Origin of the sequence: Nocardioides sp. PD653-B2 (assembly GCF_002117935.1) — a bacterium.
Classification (GTDB): domain Bacteria; phylum Actinomycetota; class Actinomycetes; order Propionibacteriales; family Nocardioidaceae; genus Nocardioides.
The window spans coordinates 1-15,166 of sequence record NZ_BDJE01000034.1 but is presented as its reverse complement, the minus strand read 5'-3'; the positions used below and the strand labels follow the sequence as shown (position 1 = coordinate 15,166).

Annotated in this window: 16 protein-coding genes; 6 read left to right on the top strand and 10 right to left on the bottom strand. The window is 71.5% G+C overall.

Going from position 1 to position 15,166, the window contains the following annotated elements; all coding sequences use genetic code 11:
* Positions 1-138: 138 nt before the first annotated feature.
* From PD653B2_RS15130 to PD653B2_RS15115, 4 genes are all read right to left on the bottom strand, one after another.
* Positions 139-861, bottom strand: a complete 723-nt coding sequence (locus tag PD653B2_RS15130; RefSeq protein WP_085873219.1) for a hypothetical protein — start codon at positions 859-861, stop codon at positions 139-141.
* A gap of 42 nt (positions 862-903) precedes the next feature.
* Entirely contained in the window at positions 904-2,319 is a 1,416-nt protein-coding gene (locus tag PD653B2_RS15125; protein WP_242665297.1) for a glycosyltransferase family 2 protein, read from the bottom strand.
* A gap of 234 nt (positions 2,320-2,553) precedes the next feature.
* Positions 2,554-2,814: an acyl-CoA carboxylase subunit epsilon gene (locus PD653B2_RS15120; RefSeq protein WP_207559226.1), complete on the bottom strand. Its 261-nt coding sequence runs from the start codon at positions 2,812-2,814 to the stop codon at positions 2,554-2,556.
* A 119-nt stretch (positions 2,815-2,933) separates the two neighbouring features.
* Positions 2,934-4,553 (bottom strand): acyl-CoA carboxylase subunit beta, encoded by a 1,620-nt coding sequence (locus PD653B2_RS15115; RefSeq protein ID WP_085873278.1) that lies wholly within the window; start codon positions 4,551-4,553, stop codon positions 2,934-2,936.
* A 67-nt stretch (positions 4,554-4,620) separates the two neighbouring features.
* Between PD653B2_RS15115 and PD653B2_RS15110 the strand changes: the two genes are divergently transcribed.
* The 6 genes from PD653B2_RS15110 (at position 4,621) to purE (ending at position 9,021) form a co-directional block, all read left to right on the top strand.
* Complete coding sequence (locus tag PD653B2_RS15110) at positions 4,621-5,427, top strand: biotin--[acetyl-CoA-carboxylase] ligase (protein ID WP_242665296.1); 807 nt, start codon at positions 4,621-4,623, stop codon at positions 5,425-5,427.
* Between the two features lie 12 nt (positions 5,428-5,439).
* Entirely contained in the window at positions 5,440-5,943 is a 504-nt protein-coding gene (locus tag PD653B2_RS15105; RefSeq protein ID WP_085873216.1) for a PH domain-containing protein, read from the top strand.
* Positions 5,930-6,940 carry an adenylate/guanylate cyclase domain-containing protein gene (locus PD653B2_RS15100; protein ID WP_085873215.1) on the top strand — a complete coding sequence of 337 codons (1,011 nt, stop codon included), beginning with the start codon at positions 5,930-5,932 and terminating at the stop codon, positions 6,938-6,940. The genes PD653B2_RS15105 and PD653B2_RS15100 overlap by 14 nt, the downstream gene beginning before the upstream one ends.
* A 73-nt stretch (positions 6,941-7,013) precedes the next feature.
* A complete protein-coding gene (locus PD653B2_RS15095; protein WP_085873214.1) occupies positions 7,014-7,325 on the top strand; it encodes a winged helix-turn-helix domain-containing protein in 312 nt (103 codons plus the stop codon).
* Positions 7,326-7,346: 21 nt separating this feature from the next.
* On the top strand, positions 7,347-8,507 hold the full coding sequence (locus tag PD653B2_RS15090; RefSeq protein ID WP_085873213.1) for a 5-(carboxyamino)imidazole ribonucleotide synthase: 1,161 nt from the start codon (positions 7,347-7,349) through the stop codon (positions 8,505-8,507).
* Position 8,508: 1 nt separating this feature from the next.
* Complete coding sequence (gene purE / locus PD653B2_RS15085) at positions 8,509-9,021, top strand: 5-(carboxyamino)imidazole ribonucleotide mutase (RefSeq protein WP_085873212.1); 513 nt, start codon at positions 8,509-8,511, stop codon at positions 9,019-9,021.
* Positions 9,022-9,032: 11 nt separating this feature from the next.
* Here purE and PD653B2_RS15080 read toward each other — a convergent pair whose 3' ends face one another.
* From PD653B2_RS15080 to PD653B2_RS15055, 6 genes are read right to left on the bottom strand one after another with little or no spacing between them, the layout of a single operon-like run.
* Entirely contained in the window at positions 9,033-9,695 is a 663-nt protein-coding gene (locus PD653B2_RS15080) for a response regulator (RefSeq protein ID WP_085873277.1), read from the bottom strand.
* The gene (locus PD653B2_RS15075; protein ID WP_085873211.1) at positions 9,692-10,921 is read right to left on the bottom strand and encodes a sensor histidine kinase; all 1,230 of its coding nucleotides are present in this window, start codon (positions 10,919-10,921) and stop codon (positions 9,692-9,694) included. Before PD653B2_RS15075 ends, PD653B2_RS15080 begins: the two co-directional genes overlap by 4 nt.
* The gene (locus tag PD653B2_RS15070; protein WP_085873210.1) at positions 10,918-11,892 is read right to left on the bottom strand and encodes an acyltransferase family protein; all 975 of its coding nucleotides are present in this window, start codon (positions 11,890-11,892) and stop codon (positions 10,918-10,920) included. The genes PD653B2_RS15075 and PD653B2_RS15070 overlap by 4 nt, the downstream gene beginning before the upstream one ends.
* Entirely contained in the window at positions 11,889-12,827 is a 939-nt protein-coding gene (locus PD653B2_RS15065) for a D-alanine--D-alanine ligase family protein (RefSeq protein WP_085873209.1), read from the bottom strand. The genes PD653B2_RS15070 and PD653B2_RS15065 overlap by 4 nt, the downstream gene beginning before the upstream one ends.
* The gene (alr, locus tag PD653B2_RS15060) at positions 12,824-13,972 is read right to left on the bottom strand and encodes an alanine racemase (protein WP_085873208.1); all 1,149 of its coding nucleotides are present in this window, start codon (positions 13,970-13,972) and stop codon (positions 12,824-12,826) included. Before alr ends, PD653B2_RS15065 begins: the two co-directional genes overlap by 4 nt.
* Complete coding sequence (locus PD653B2_RS15055) at positions 13,969-14,574, bottom strand: M15 family metallopeptidase (protein WP_085873207.1); 606 nt, start codon at positions 14,572-14,574, stop codon at positions 13,969-13,971. Before PD653B2_RS15055 ends, alr begins: the two co-directional genes overlap by 4 nt.
* Between the last annotated feature and the right edge of the window lie 592 nt (positions 14,575-15,166).

Below are 15,166 nucleotides of genomic sequence, written 5' to 3'. Positions count from 1 at the left end.
GTGCCTCGGCCCGCACGACGCTGCTTCTCGTCTCGCCGGGTCTCGATACGCGCGTCGCGGCCTCGCAGGCTCGGCCGCGGCGCTACTCGACCTGGCTGCTGCGTCCTGGTCTTCGCAAGCTCAGACCAGGGCAGCTCATCAGTTGGCGTCGACCGGGATCGACGCGACCTCGGTGGGCTTCTTCGAGGCGAAGATGGCGATCGGCACGCGCTGCTTGATCTCGCGCTTGTAGTAGCTGGTCGAGCCCGGGCTCTTCTGGATCCAGACGGTCGCCGTGAAGGTCAGGTCGACGCCGGTGGTGTCCTTCGGCATCGGGCCGATCTTCTGGTTGCGCAGCTCGAAGGCGCCCTTCGGGGAGGTGATGATCATGCCGTACTTCGTCGTCACCGGCTCGGGGTCGAAGGTGTGGTCCTTGGCGACCACGTCGAGCTTGTACGGCGACCGGCTCTTGCCGCTGTCGGTCTTCGTCTCCGACGTGACCGTCATGTGGGAGAGGTAGACCTTGCGCTTGGTCGAGAACGGGTCGCGCAGCTCGCGGTCGAGGTCGTAGGCCTGGAAGGTGAAGGAGAAGAACTTGTTGCCCTTCGGGTACCACTCGTTGGTGCGCGGCGTCGACTTGGTCGGGTAGAGCGTGTAGACGAAGTCCACGCCGTTGACGTCGATGTGCGACTGGAACGTGCCGTCGCGGGTGAACTGGGAGTCGTACGGCGTCTCCGTCGCGGTCGGGGAGGCCGACGGTGCGGTGGAGGGGTCGTCGGACCCGGTCAGGCTGTCGAGCGCCGAGCACCCGGTGAGGGCGGCGAGCACGAGGGCCAGGCTCGCCACGGCCGGCACGAGGCGGGCGCGAACGGGTCGGGTCATGGGGGTCTCCTGCGGGTGGTCGGTGCGTGGGGTCATGAAGGGTCAGGCCTTGAAGCCGCGGTAGCGCTTCATGGCCTTGATCGTCATCCAGGCGGTCTGGAGGACGGTGATGACGCCGAGGATCGGCCAGCAGACCGCGAGGATGTCGGACCGCAGGCCGATCGGGAGCTGGACCCAGACGGCACCGGCGATGACGAGGATGAGGAGCGCCCCGAGGAAGGGGTACGTCCAGGCGACACCCTTGCCGCGCTCGGCCTTGGCCTGCGCTGCCCAGTTGTCGGTCTGCTGGCGGCTGAAGAACTTCAGCCACGCGCGGACGAAGTGCCCCATCCGGATGACCATGTAGATCTCTGCCGGGAAGATCAGCAGGGCGAAGAGGTAGTCGCGCCGGTTGGCGAACTCCATCGACCGCGCGACCCGGAAGTTCAGCCACACCGCGGCGAGCGGCGGGATCAGCCACCACGGGCTGAAGACGAAGGCGTGGATGTTCAGCGAGCCGGCGAGCAGCAGGATGAACAGGAAGCGGGTGGTGATGTTGATGACCATCGACATGTGCTCGAACCACCGCAACCGCAGGTTGGGGTGGAACGGCTGGCCCTTGGTGTCACCGCGCTGGCCGGGCCACATCAGGTCGATGGCGCCGAAGTTCCACTTCACCTGCTGCGCGTCGAGCGAGCGGAGCGTGTCCATGCCGCCGACGTGCGCGCGGGCCCGGGCGCTGATCTTGGTGAGGTAGCCCGCGCTCTTGATCTGCAGCGAGAGCAGGGAGTCCTCGACCTCGCTGTCGTTGACCCACGGCGTGCGCTGGTGGCTGTCGCGCAGGACGTCTCGCAGCGCCTGGGTCGAGAAGATCGAGAACTGGCCGCCGAGGACCGCCATGTTGCGGCCCTTGAGGAGGTTCTGCATGTTGAACGCCGAGAACTGGGCGCGCTGGCCGGCGATCAGGAACTTCGCCATCGGCTTGTCGAGGGCCGAGTCGTCGATGGAGTAGATCGCGGAGATACCGCCGATCCGGTCGTCGCTGGCGATCTCGTTGACCAGGTTCTCGACCGCGTCGGGCTCCGGTGTCGTGTCGCCGTCGACGCCGAGCAGGTAGTCCATGTGCTCGACCAGGGAGTAGCCGTAGTTGAGGGCGCCGACCTTCTTGTCGGGGTTCTTGCCGATGTCGTGGACGTAGATGATCGTGCTCTGCTCGCCCAGCGGCGTGACCCGGGTGTGCGGGCCGGCGTAGTGGCTGGCGATCTCGACCGAGTCGTCGGACGTGTTGTTGACGATCAGGTGGATGACGTCGGGCAGCCGCGTCTGCTGGAGCAGCGAGTCGAGGACGCCGGCGATCGTCTCGGCCTCGTTGTAGGCCGGGATGATGCAGCCGACCGTGGGCCGGTAGGTCGGGATCGCGTCGATCTCGTCGCGAAAGGTGTCCTCGTAGGCGACGAGTTGGGGGTCTGCGGTGCGCACGTACGGGTCCTCTGCTCCTGCGTGGCTCAGCTGAGGACCGCTGGTCGCTCCCATGTCGTTCGCGTTCACGCTTGTCTCCCGTAGCGATGCAACACCCGAGTCCCACAGTGCCGCCGGTTCCTCTGACAGTTCAGTCTGGGGACGGCACCTCAAGACGCCACACCGAAAACCCGAAAGTTTCGCTCAGTTCTGACCAGCGTAGTGGTCAGTACTGCCCGGTAGGGTGGATCGACGTCAGCTCGGCAAGGCGCTGGAGCGCCAGCCCCCGGGGCCGTGCGGGTGCGTCGTGCGCACCTTGCGGTGGTGAGCGGACCATTCCGGCCTCCGGCGAGGCGGCGGCGCGGGCGTGCTCTGCAGGGCGCCGAGCACGGCCACGATCGCCGCGATCTCCTCCGGGGTGGCGTCCGCGTTGACGATGCGCAGGACGGGTCGCCGGTCGGCCTCGGGCGCGGCTCCCGTCGCGCTGTCGGTGCTGTTGTCCAGGTCTTCGGTCACCGCTTGCCTCACTTCTCGCCGTCCGGGGGCGCCGAGTCGGCGCCAGTTTCCCTGCCTCCGCTGCGCTCCTCCGGGAAACTGGCGCCGACTCGGCGCACTTCCCTCGGGCTTCGAGCTTCTCAGAGGGGGATGTTGCCGTGCTTCTTCGCGGGCAGGGTCTCTCGCTTCGACCGCAGGAGCCGCAGCGCGCGGACGATCTCGACGCGGGTCTCGTGGGGTGAGATGACGGCGTCGACGTAGCCGCGCTCGGCCGCGATGTAGGGGTTGGCGAGCGTGGTCTCGTAGTCCTCGATCAGCTCGGCCCGCTTGGCCTCGACGTCACCGCCGTCCTTCTCGACCTTGGCCAGGGTCTTGCGGTGCACGATGTTGGCCGCGCCCTGCGCGCCCATCACCGCGATCTGCGCGGTCGGCCAGGCGAGGTTGATGTCGGCGCCGAGGTGCTTGGAGCCCATGACGTCGTACGCGCCGCCGTAGGCCTTGCGGGTGATGATCGTGACCAGCGGGACGGTCGCCTCGGCGTAGGCGTAGATGAGCTTGGCGCCGCGGCGGATGATGCCGTTCCACTCCTGGTCGGTGCCGGGCAGGAAGCCGGGGACGTCGACGAAGGTCAGCACCGGGATGTTGAACGCGTCGCAGAAGCGCACGAAGCGGGCGGCCTTCTCGGAGGCGTCGATGTCGAGGGTGCCGGCGAACTGCATCGGCTGGTTCGCGACGACGCCCACGGGGTGGCCCTCGACCCGGCCGAAGCCGACGATGATGTTGGGCGCGAACAGCTCCTGGACCTCGAGGAACTCCTCGTCGTCGGTCACCGCCGTGATCACGTCGTGCATGTCGTAGGGCTGGTTCGGCGAGTCCGGGATGATCGTGTCCAGGGACCGGTCGAGGTCACTGAAGTCGGTGTCCGCGACCTCGTCGTACGCCGGCGCCCCGTCGAGGTTGTTCTGCGGCAGGTAGGACAGCAGCGCCTTGACGTACTCGATCGCGTCCTCCTCGTCCGAGCCCATGTAGTGGGCGTTGCCGGACTTGGTGTTGTGCGTGCGCGCGCCGCCGAGGTCCTCCATCGTGACGTCCTCGCCGGTGACGGTCTTGATCACGTCGGGACCGGTGATGAACATCGCGGAGGTCTGGTCGACCATGACCGTGAAGTCGGTGACCGCGGGGGAGTAGACGTGGCCGCCGGCGCAGTTGCCCATGATCATGCTGATCTGGGGGATCACGCCCGACGCGTGCACGTTGCGGCGGAAGATCTCGCCGTACAGGCCGAGCGAGACCACACCCTCCTGGATGCGGGCGCCGGCGCCCTCGTTGATGCCGATGATCGGGCAGCCGGTCTTCATGGCGAGGTCCATCACCTTGGTGATCTTCTCGCCGTAGACCTCGCCCAGCGACCCGCCGAAGACCGTGAAGTCCTGGGAGAAGACGCAGACCTGGCGGCCGTCGATGGTGCCGTAACCGGTGATCACGCCGTCGCCGTACGGGCGGTTCTTCTCGAGCCCGAACGCGACCGAGCGGTGCCGGGCGAGCTCGTCGAGCTCGACGAACGAACCCTCGTCGAACAGCATCTCGATGCGCTCCCGGGCGGTCTTGCGGCCCTTCGCGTGCTGCTTCTCGACCGCCTTCGCCGAACCCGCGTGGACGGCCTCGTCGAGGCGCCGGTCGAGGTCCGCGAGCTTCCCCGCCGTCGTGTGGAGGTCGATGTCCGCGGGGACGTCGGTTCCCTCGCCGGGCTGCGCACTCATCTGTCTGGCTCCTCGCTGGCCCCAGGTCGGTGGCACTGTGGTGGGACCGTGGGTCAATGTAGTGCCCGTGACCTCCCACCCGGTGCGACGCCCATCACTCGACCCGACCCCGCTCGCGGCGCTGGCCCCTGATCTCGTCGTCGAGGTCCTGGAGACCGCGACCTCGACCAACGCGGTGGCTGCCGACCGCGCGCGGGCCGGGGCGCCCGAGGGCCTGGTGGTCGTCGCGGAGCACCAGACCGCCGGCCGGGGCCGGCTGGACCGCACGTGGGAGTCGCCGCCGCGCTCGGCCGTGATCTTCTCGATGCTGCTCCGGCCGCGGGTCCCGCTGGCGAGCTGGCCCTGGCTGCCGCTGCTCACCGGCTACGCCGTGACCAAGGCGCTGCGGGGCCTCGGGTACGACGCCGGCGTGAAGTGGCCGAACGACGTGCTGATCGCCGACCGCAAGCTCGCCGGGATCCTGGTGGAGCGGATCGAGACGCCGGACGGCCCCGCCGCCGTGGTCGGGGTCGGGTTGAACACGGGGCTCACCGTCGAGGAGCTCCCGGTCCCGACCGCCACCTCGCTGGCGATCGAGTCCGGCACGGACCCGGACCGCACCGTGGTCCTGGTGACCCTGCTGCGGGCACTGCGGGAGGCGTACGACGCCTGGCAGGCCGGCGGCGACGCGGCGACGGCCCGCCTGCGCTCGTCGTACGCCGTCGCGTGTGTGACCGTCGGCCGCGACGTCCGGGTGGACCTGCCCGGTGGCGACGTCCTGACCGGCCGGGCGACCGGGGTGGACCCCGGCGGGCGCCTGATCGTGTCCGGACCGGCCGGAGAGGCGGTCGTCGGCGCGGGCGACGTGGTCCACGTGCGCGCGCTCGATCAGTGACATGCTTCGGCTGTGGCCATCTCGCGCAAGCTGCTCAACGAGGGTGAGACCGTCATCGTCGACACCCGCACTCACGTCAAGGCGCTGATCCTCCCGATCTTCATGCTGGTGCTGCTCCTCGCGGTCGGCACCTGGGTCCAGACCCAGGTCGACCACGACCTCCTCTCGAAGGTCGTCTGGGTGGCGGTCGCGGTCGGCATCATCTGGTTCGTGGTCCGGCCGTTCGTCATCTGGGCGACCGCGACGTACACCTTCACCGACCGCCGGCTGATCACCCGCAGCGGTGTCATCGTGCGCCGCGGCCACGACATGCCGCTGGCCCGGATCAGCGACATCGCCTACGAGTTCGGGCCGATCGACCGCCTGCTCGGCTGCGGGACGCTGCTCATCTCCGACGCGAGCACCCACGGCACGGTCAAGCTGCACGACATCCCGCAGGTCGAAGAGGTCCAGCGGCAGGTCAACCAGCTGCTGCAGGGGATCCACGACACGTCGTCGGGACATGACGGAACCTGACCCCGGCGCCAGCCCGGGCCCGGCTCCCGTCCCCGGCCCGGAGGACCTCGAGAGGGCGATCCTCGGCGAGTCCCTGGTGTTCAACGCCCACGACGTCGCCGCCCAGACGGGCGTGACCGTCGAGGAGGCGCGGCGGCTGTGGCGCGCGCTCGGGTTCCCGGAGCACGGCCTGGAGACGGCGTTCACCGACGCGGACGCCGGCGCGCTGACCACGGTGGTCGACATCGTCCGCTCGGGGCTGATCGACTTCGACATGGCGGTGAACCTGACCCGCGCAGTCGGCCAGACGATGGCCCGGCTCGCCGACTGGGAGGTCGCCACGCTCGTCCACCGGGTGGAGGAGCTCGAGGCGGGCGACGAGGCGACCGGCAGCCGGCTGGGCTCGGCGATGCGGCTCATCGACGAGATCCAGCAGCCCTTCGAGGAGCTGCTGACCTACGCCTGGCGGCGCCACCTCGCCGCGGCAGTGGCCCGGGTCGAGGCCCTGCGTGCCAACGACGAGGACGTCAACACCGTCCAGCTCACCGTCGGCTTCGCCGACATCGTGGGCTTCACGGCGCTCTCCAACCGGATGAGCGAGGAGCGGATCGGCGACATGGTCGAGCTGTTCGAGTCGCGGTGTGCCGACGTGGTCGCCGCCCAGCGCGGCCGGGTGATCAAGAGCATCGGTGACTCGGTGCTGTTCGTGAACGACGATCCGGAGCGCGCCTACGACACCGCCGAGGGCATCATCAACGTGATCGGCCGCGACTCCCGGATGCCCGACATCCGGCTCGGCCTGGCCAGCGGCGCCGTGGTGATGCGCCTCGGCGACGTCTTCGGCCCGCCGGTCAACCTGGCCGCCCGGCTGACCGCCGTCGCCCGCCGCAACCGGATCATCATCGACGCGGCGACGGCCGCCCGGCTGCCCGCCGACCAGTTCGAGACCCGGCCGCTGCCGGCCCGGCCGGTGCGCGGCTTCGGGATCGTGGAGCCGGTCGCCGTGCGCCGGAGCTGAGGACCGCTCGCGCAAAGTAAAAATTGCGCGGATTCGCCCGCGCCGGACCCGGTCGCCTTCCTACGGTGGAGTGATGATCGAGGTGCAGGACGTCCGGCTCGATCCCGACACCCGTCGCACGTGGCGTGGGTCGGAGGAGATCGTGCTCTCGCACAAGGAGTTCGAGCTCGTGTACGCGCTCATGTGCCGGGCCGGCGACATCGTCAGTCGCGACGAGCTGATGCGCGACGTGTGGCAGACGACGTTCTGGACCTCGTCGAAGACCATCGACGTGCACCTCGGCTGGGTGCGCCGCAAGCTCGGCGACGACAGCCGGCACCCGCGGCTGATCACCACCATCCGCGGCCACGGGCTCCGCTTCGAGACCGAGGACCAGACCTCGTAGCGCGGGCTCTAGGCTGACGCCGTGCCTGACCTCGCCCCGACCCTGGCGATCATCGGCGGCGGACAGCTGGCCCGGATGATGGCCGAGCCCGCCAACGCCCTGGGTCTGCCCCTCCGGCTGCTGGCCGAGGCCGACGGGATCTCCGCGGCCCAGGTCATCCCCGACCAGCTCGTCGGTGACTACCGCGACCTCGACACCTTGCGGAAGGTGACCGAGGGCTGCCCGGTCGTCACCTTCGACCACGAGCACGTCCCGACCGAGCACCTCCATGCGCTGGCCGACGACGGGATCGCCGTACGTCCCGGGCCGGAGGCGCTGGTGCACGCCCAGGACAAGGGCGTGATGCGAGAGCGGCTGGCGGAGCTCGGGGTGCCGTGCCCACGCAACGCGATCGTGGCCTCGGTCGCCGACGTCGAGGCCTTCGGCTTCCCGTGCGTCGTCAAGACGACCCGGGGCGGGTACGACGGCAAGGGCGTCTGGTTCGTCCGGTCTGTCGACGACTGCGCCGAGGCGTTCGAGGTCGCCGGGTCGTCCGGGGTCCGGCTGCTCGCCGAGGAGCTCGTCGACTTCCGCCGCGAGCTCTCCGCGCTGGTCGCCCGGTCGCCCAGCGGCCAGGCCGCGGCGTACCCCGTCGTCGCCTCGACCCAGACCGACGGCATCTGCCGGGAGGTCGTCGCGCCCGCGCCGGACCTGGCGCCCGAGCTGGCGGGCCAGGCGCAGGAGATCGCGCTCCGGATCGCCGGGGCGCTGGACGTCACGGGGATCCTCGCGGTCGAGCTCTTCGAGACCACCGACGGTCGGATCCTCGTCAACGAGCTGGCGATGCGGCCGCACAACACCGGGCACTGGACCCAGGACGGCGCGGTCACCTCGCAGTTCGAGAACCACCTGCGCGCGGTCATGGACCTCCCGCTCGGCTCGCCTGCTCCGCGGGCCCGCTGGACGGTGATGGTCAACATCCTCGGGGGCGACAACCCGTCGGTCGGGCGGCTCTACGACGGCTTCCCGCACGCGTTGGCGCGCGACCCGCTGCTGCGGGTGCACCTCTACGGCAAGGAGCTGCGGCCCGGCCGCAAGGTCGGCCACGTCAACGCGTACGGCGACGACCTCGACGACTGCCTCGAGCGGGCGCGGCACGCCGCCGCCTGGTTCCGCGGCGACCTGGGAAACGAGAGTGAGTGACATGTCCGTTCGTGTTGGCATCGTGATGGGGTCCGACTCCGACTGGCCGGTGATGAAGGCCGCCTCGGAGGCGCTCGCCGAGTTCGACATCGCGTTCGAGGCCGACGTGGTCTCGGCGCACCGGATGCCGGAGGAGATGCTCGAGTACGGCCGCTCGGCCGCCTCGCGCGGGCTCGCGGTGATCATCGCCGGCGCCGGGGGAGCGGCCCACCTGCCGGGCATGCTCGCGTCCGTCACCCCGCTGCCGGTCATCGGTGTCCCGGTGCCGCTCAAGTACCTCGACGGCATGGACTCGCTGCTCTCGATCGTGCAGATGCCCGCCGGGGTCCCGGTCGCGACGGTCGCCGTCGGTGGGGCCCGCAACGCCGGCCTCCTCGCCGTGCGCATCCTCGGCGCATCGGACCCCGCGCTGCAGGAGAGGATGACGGCCTTCCAGGCGGAGCTCAAGACCTCGGCGCAGGAGAAGGGCGCGGCGGTCCGCAACGACGCCTCCCCGAGGCGCCTCGGCTTCTAGCCGCACCGCACCTAACCGGCCAGCCCGTGCTCGTGGGCGAAGACCACGATCTGCACGCGGTCACGCAGGCCGAGCTTGCGCAGGATCGCGCCGACGTGGGTCTTCACGGTCGACTCGCTGGTGAAGACCTGGGCCGCGATCTCGGTGTTGGAGAGACCCCGGGCGACCGCCGAGAAGACCTCGCGCTCCTTGTCGGTGAGGCCCTGGTACGCCGTCGGCACGGGCGTCCGGGAGCGGAACTGCCCGTCCAGCAGCGTCGAGAGGTCCTGCGGCGCGAGCACCGCGTTGCCGGCGTGCACGGTGCGGATCGCGTCGCGCAGCATCGTCGGCGTCGTGTCCTTGAGCAGGAACCCGCTGGCGCCGTACCGGATCGCGGTCGCGGCCCGGTCGTCGAGGTTGAACGTCGTCAGCACGATCACCCGCACCGGGTGCTCGCGGCGGGCGGCGCGGTCGGGCAGGAAGATCTGGCGGGTCGCCTCGACGCCGTCCATCTCCGGCATCCGGATGTCCATCAGCACCACGTCGGGCCCCAGCTCGTCGACCAGCCGGATCGCCTCGAGCCCGTCGGCGGCCGCGCCGACGACCTCCATGCCCTCCTGGGCGTCGACGATGACGCGCACGCCCTCGCGGAACAGCTCCTGGTCGTCGACCAGCAGCACGCGGATCGTCGTCACGCCCGCACCGGGACCCACGCCGTGGCCGTGAACGTCGGCCCGCCCGCCTCCGCGCGCCGGCGTACGTCGAGCCGGCCACCCACCGCCTCGAGCCGGCGCCGCATCCCGTCGAGACCCTGACCGGCGTGCTCGGGGACCGGGTCGGCCATCACCAGCGGCTGGGTCTCCTGCGCGGTGGTGTCGATGACGTTGCGGACCTCGATCCGCAGCTCGCCCTCCCAGTGCCGCTCGACCAGGATGGGGGTGCCGCGCTGCCCGTGCTTGATCGCGTTGGTCAGCATCTCCTGGAGCACCCGGAAGGCCACGACCTCGAGCTCGGGCGGCAGCGGCTGCTGGGTGCCGACCTCGGTCGCGACGACCTCGTGGCCCGAGGCGCGGACACCGTCGACGAGGCTGTCGAGGCTGCCGTGCCGGTTCACCGGCGGGGCGACCCCGTTGGTGCTGCTGAGGACCTGGCGGACGTCCTGCAGCGAGGTGCGAGCCGTGGTGGCGATGGTGGTCATCGTCTGCTTCAGGGCCCCGGTGTCGGCGTCCTCGAGGTACTGCGCCGACTCGGCCTGGGCGAGGATCACCGCGAGCGAGTGGCCGACCACGTCGTGCACGTCGCGGGCGAGCCGGGCCTGGTCCTCCCGGAGGCGGGCGATCTCCTCGGCCTGGTCGCGCTCGGCCTCGGCCGCGACCTGGGAGACGTGAGACTCGGACGCCCGCGCGGAGAAGCGGAGGGTGAGACCGGCCAGCCACGGCACCCCGAGCACGGACATGCCGAGCAGGGCGGCGCTGATCTGCCAGCGGTCGCTGAACCGTGACGTGGTCTCGACCAGGGACTGGAATCCGGCGGTGTCGAGCGGGGCGGACAAGACGGACGGGTCGATCCACACCACCGCGATGACGGCCGCCGCCGGGATGGACAAGCCACCCGCAACGACGGTGAGCAGGTTGCCCCAGCGCGCCGTGCCGAAGGCGACGGCTCCCAGGGCGAGCTCGACCATGAGCAACTGGGTGCCGCTCGCCACCTGGAGCCCGCAGATGACCCACACCATCACGAGCGCGATGCCGGGGAGGTGGCGGCAGAGGCCGACGGTGACCGCGATGCCGATCACCAGCATCACCATCGGGGTTGCCGTGTCGGGCGGGTAGGTGTCGATGGTCGACACCTCGAAGAGCCCGACGACGAGCACGAGGGCCGCGACGCCGGAGTCCGGGAGCCACTTCTGCCAGGCGGTCATGCCGCCACCACCCTTCTGCGGCGCTGGAGCGGCGCCTCGACGTACCTCCAGCTGAGCGCCGCGGCCGCGAGCGTGAGGGCGACCGCGAGCAGGGGGTACGGGCGCAGCCAGAGCGTCAGCGGGTAGTTCCACAGGTACGCCGCGTAGGAGACCGTCCCGAGCCGGACCAGCGCGCGCTGTGCCGGCTGCGTGGCCTCGGTCCAGGTGCGCCAGGCCAGCAGCACGGCCGCGGTGAGGACGGCGATGACCGGGCCTCCTGCCAGGTAGGTGAGCGCGTGACCTCGCAATGGAACCACGCTGAGCACCGCGAGTCCCGCCAGGGCGAGGGGAGTCGCCCAGGACGGCGGGCGCAGCCGGTCGCGGTGCACCCGGGCGGCCGCGCCCACCACGAAGCAGATGGCCCACGAGGTCGGCAGGGAGTACGCGAGGTCCGGGTCGGCGCGCAGCCACAGCACCGTCGCGAGGCACGCGACCAGGCAGGCGGCGGCGGTCCCGGCCAGCGCGGTGCCGACCCGGTGCCGGGCGAAGGCGAGCACCAGCACGGTCGGCCAGACCAGGTAGAACTGCTCCTCCATCGCGAGCGTCCAGAGGTGGAACGTCGCGTCGCTGGCGTGCCCGAACGGCAGGTCCGCGGTCCAGGTGAGCGCCACGGCGACGGTCTTCACGAGCTGGTCCCGGTCACCGAGCGGATCCAGCAGCAGCGTCACCAGCACGACACCGGCGACCATCACCAGCAGCGCCGGGACGAGCCGGCGGGCGCGCCGTACGTAGAAGCGACGCAGGTCGACGCGGCCGGTGCGCTCGAGCTCGTCGAGGAGCAGGCCGGTGATCAGGTAGCCGGAGAGCGCGAAGAACATGACGACGCCGACCACACCGGCGCCCGCGAACGGCTGGGGGAGGGCGTGGCGGAGCATCACCAGCCCGACCGCGATCCCGCGGAGCAGGTCGATCCCGTCGATCCGTCGGGTCACCGGTGGGCGCCGCGGACCAGCTCGTCGAGCAGGTGCGGGTAGGCGAGCCCGCCTGCGGCGAACATTCTGGGCACCTGGGACTGCTCGGTCATCCCCGGCGTGGTGTTGACCTCGTTGAGCACCGGCCCGTCGGCGGTCAGGAAGAAGTCGACCCGGGCGACGCCGGCGCAGCCGAGGGTGTCGAACATCGCCACGGCGGCGTCCTCCAGGGCCTTGGCGCCGACGTCGTCGAGCTCGGCCGGGATCCGGAAGTCGGCACCGCCGCCGTACTTCGCCTCGAAGTCGAAGAGCCCGTCGACCACGATCTCGAGGGGCGGGGCCACGTACGTCGACCCGTCGGCTCGGCGCAGCACCGCCACGTCGATCTCGCGGCCGACCATGACGTCCTCGACCAGCGCCCGGGAGTCGAGGGCCAGCGCGGCCTCGAGCGCGGGGCCCAGCTCGGCGGCCGTGCGGGCCAGGCCGACCCCCTGGCTGGAGCCGGCCGCGACCGGCTTCACGACGACCGGTCGCGTCCACACCAGCGTGGGTGCGCTCGCGGCGGTCACGAGCTGGCCGGGGGCGGTCGCGATGCCGAGGGCGTTCGCCACCAGCTTCGTCACCCACTTGTCCATCGCGATCGCGCCGGCGCCGATGCCGGAGCCGACGTACGGCAGTCCGGCCAGCTCGCTGAGCGCGGCCAGGGCGCCGTCCTCGCCCCGCGGCCCGTGGACCACCGGGAAGACGACGTCGCAGCTGCGCAGCAGGCAGGCCGCACCGGACAGCCCGATCGGCCGCCCGCCTCGGTCCCGCCAGGTGCCGTCGGACCCGATGGTCAGGCGGACCACGTCGTACGTCGCCGGGTCGAGCGCGGCAGCGACCGAGGCGGCGGACGCGAGGGAGACCTCGTGCTCGCAGTTCTGCCCGCCGCCGACGACGGCCACGCGGGTCCTCACGCCAGGCTCCGGAGGTGCGCCACGGTCAGGGTGCGGCGCCGGACCCGCGGCCCGATCCCGGTGACGATCTCGTGCTCGATGGTGCCGGCCCACGCTGCCCACTCGGCCACGGTCGGCTCGCCGGCGTCGCCCGGCCCGAAGACCGTGACCGTCTCGCCCGCGGACACGGTGGTCTCGCCGAGGTCGACGACGACCTGGTCCATCGAGATCCGGCCGACCACCGGGCGCCGCCGGCCGCGGACCAGGACCTCGGCGCGGCCGGAGGCCTGGCGCGGTAGGCCGTCGGCGTAGCCGAGCGGCACCAGCGCGAGGTCGGTGGCACGGTCGGTGCGGTGGGTGTGGCCGTAGCCGACGGAGGTGCCGGCCCGGACCCGGCGGACGCCGACGATCGGCGCCGTGAGGGTCATCGCGGGCCGCAGCCGGGTGGTGCCGGACGGGTCGATGCCCACCAGGCCCGCGCCGACCCGGCTCATGGTGTGGTGGGTGCGCGGGTCGGTGAGCGTCGCCGACGTGGCCGCGAGGTGGCGGTGGGTCGGGCGCAGGCCGCTCGCCCGGGCGGTCTCGAGGGCCCACGCGAACCGGGTCCGGCCGGTGGCGTTGCAACCGTCGGCCGGGTCGTCGGCACAGCCGAGGTGGCCCATCACGCCGACCACCTCCACCTCGCCGCGCAGCTCGAGGCGGCGCGCGGCGCGGCACAGGTGTCCCCAGGCCGCGGGTGCGGCGCCGTCGCGGGCCATGCCGGCGTCGACGTGCAGATGGACGCGGGCGACCCCGGGCGCCCGGCCCACGGCCTCGAGGTGGTCGATGCCCGGCACGGCGAGGTCGACGCCGGCCCCGATCGCGGCGTCGACGTCGGCATCGACCGGGTTGAGCCAGCTCAGCAGTGGCGCCCGCAGGCCGGCCGCGCGCAGCGACAGCGCCTCGTCGACGCTCGTCACGCCGAGCCAGGTGGCGCCGTGCGCGAGCGCCGTACGCGCCACGTCGGCCGCGCCGTGCCCGAACCCGTCGGCCTTGACGACCGCCATCAGCTCGCCGGACGCACGGCGCGCGAAGAGACGGGTGTTGTCGGCGACCGCCGCCAGGTCGATGTCGAGACGGGGTCCGCTCCCGGCTGCCTCGCGGGTGGCGACCGCGAGGCCGGTCATGCCGCCACCGCGGCCGCGACCGGCCCGTAGAGCGCGTGGTCGGCACCGGTCGTGAGCGCCCAGTAGCGGTCGCCGAAGCTCCAGTGCCACCACTCGGTCGGGTAGTTCACGAACCCCTGACCGGTCAGCACCTGGGCGAGCAGGTCGCGGTGGGCGCGGGCATCGGCGCCGATGCCGGCGGCGGCGAAGTAGCAGCGACCGTCGCTCTGCTCCGGCGTCGCGTCGACGGCCGTGCCCAGGTCGAGCTCCCCGCCGCACACGTCCACGAGGGTCACGTCGACCGCGGCGCCCGCGACGTGCGGCGCGACCTCGACCGGGGCGACGTACCGGCTGGCCAGCCGGTGCAGCTCGGCGTCGTCGATGCCGGGCCGCGCGGACCGGAGCTCCGCGGAGTACGACGCGATGATCGCGCGCTGCGCCTCGACGCTGCGGTGGCCCTCGACCACGCGCAGCCGGATGCCCGGCGGGAGGCCGGCTCGTGCCGCGTCCAGTCGGTTCGCCAGTCCGGCTCGCACCAGGGCGCTCCCGAACCGCACCAGTGGTTCGCCGTTGTCACGCACCCGCACCGCGCTGACCCGCGGATCCGAGAGAAGGATCGTCATGCTCTGAACGCTAGGAACTGCCGCCGGGTCGCCGCCTCCGCCTGAGGTGCCGAACATCTGTCCTCCAGGCTGAGAACCCGCACCCGGTGGTTGAGGAAGGACGAAGTCCTGTCGCCCCCGCTGGTTGAGGAAGGCGCGCAGCGCCTGTCTCGAAACCCCCGCAGCCGACCCGCCCACACCAGGCCGACTCTCGGCTCACCGGGCAACGAGTGCGGGCCCCGAGCGGGCCCTCCTCAACCACCGGTGCCCCCCGGTGGTTGAGGAAGGCGCGCCTTCGGTTCAGGGTTGAGTGCAACGCCTGTAGTTGAAGGCAGGTGTTGGCGATGGTTCGTCCGAGGGTCGCTGGTCAGGTTCGGGAGGCGTTTTGGTCTCGGGTGGCTGGTGGCGCGTCGATCGAGGTGGCTGCGTTCGCGGTCGGCGTGTCGCGTGCCACGGGGTACCGCTGGTTCGCAGCATCTGGGGGTGTGATCCCTGCCCACGCGGTCCGCGAACCCCTACCGGTGTCGAGCAGCTCTCACGGTCGCCGGCTGAGCATCGCTGATCGGGAGGAGATCGCCTACCTGCGCCGGCGGCGGTGGACGATCACCGCGAT

Bases quoted from the DNA above. Each gene is read 5' to 3' on its own strand.
- alr (WP_085873208.1), bottom strand. From the start codon at position 13,972: ATGACCGGCCTCGCGGTCGCCACCCGCGAGGCAGCCGGGAGCGGACCC.
- PD653B2_RS15130 (WP_085873219.1), bottom strand. From the start codon at position 861: ATGACCCGACCCGTTCGCGCCCGCCTCGTGCCGGCCGTGGCGAGCCTG.
- purE (WP_085873212.1), top strand. From the start codon at position 8,509: ATGTCCGTTCGTGTTGGCATCGTGATGGGGTCCGACTCCGACTGGCCG.
- PD653B2_RS15075 (WP_085873211.1), bottom strand. From the start codon at position 10,921: ATGACCGCCTGGCAGAAGTGGCTCCCGGACTCCGGCGTCGCGGCCCTC.
- PD653B2_RS15100 (WP_085873215.1), top strand. From the start codon at position 5,930: ATGACGGAACCTGACCCCGGCGCCAGCCCGGGCCCGGCTCCCGTCCCC.
- PD653B2_RS15115 (WP_085873278.1), bottom strand. From the start codon at position 4,553: ATGAGTGCGCAGCCCGGCGAGGGAACCGACGTCCCCGCGGACATCGAC.
- PD653B2_RS15055 (WP_085873207.1), bottom strand. From the start codon at position 14,574: ATGACGATCCTTCTCTCGGATCCGCGGGTCAGCGCGGTGCGGGTGCGT.
- PD653B2_RS15095 (WP_085873214.1), top strand. From the start codon at position 7,014: ATGATCGAGGTGCAGGACGTCCGGCTCGATCCCGACACCCGTCGCACG.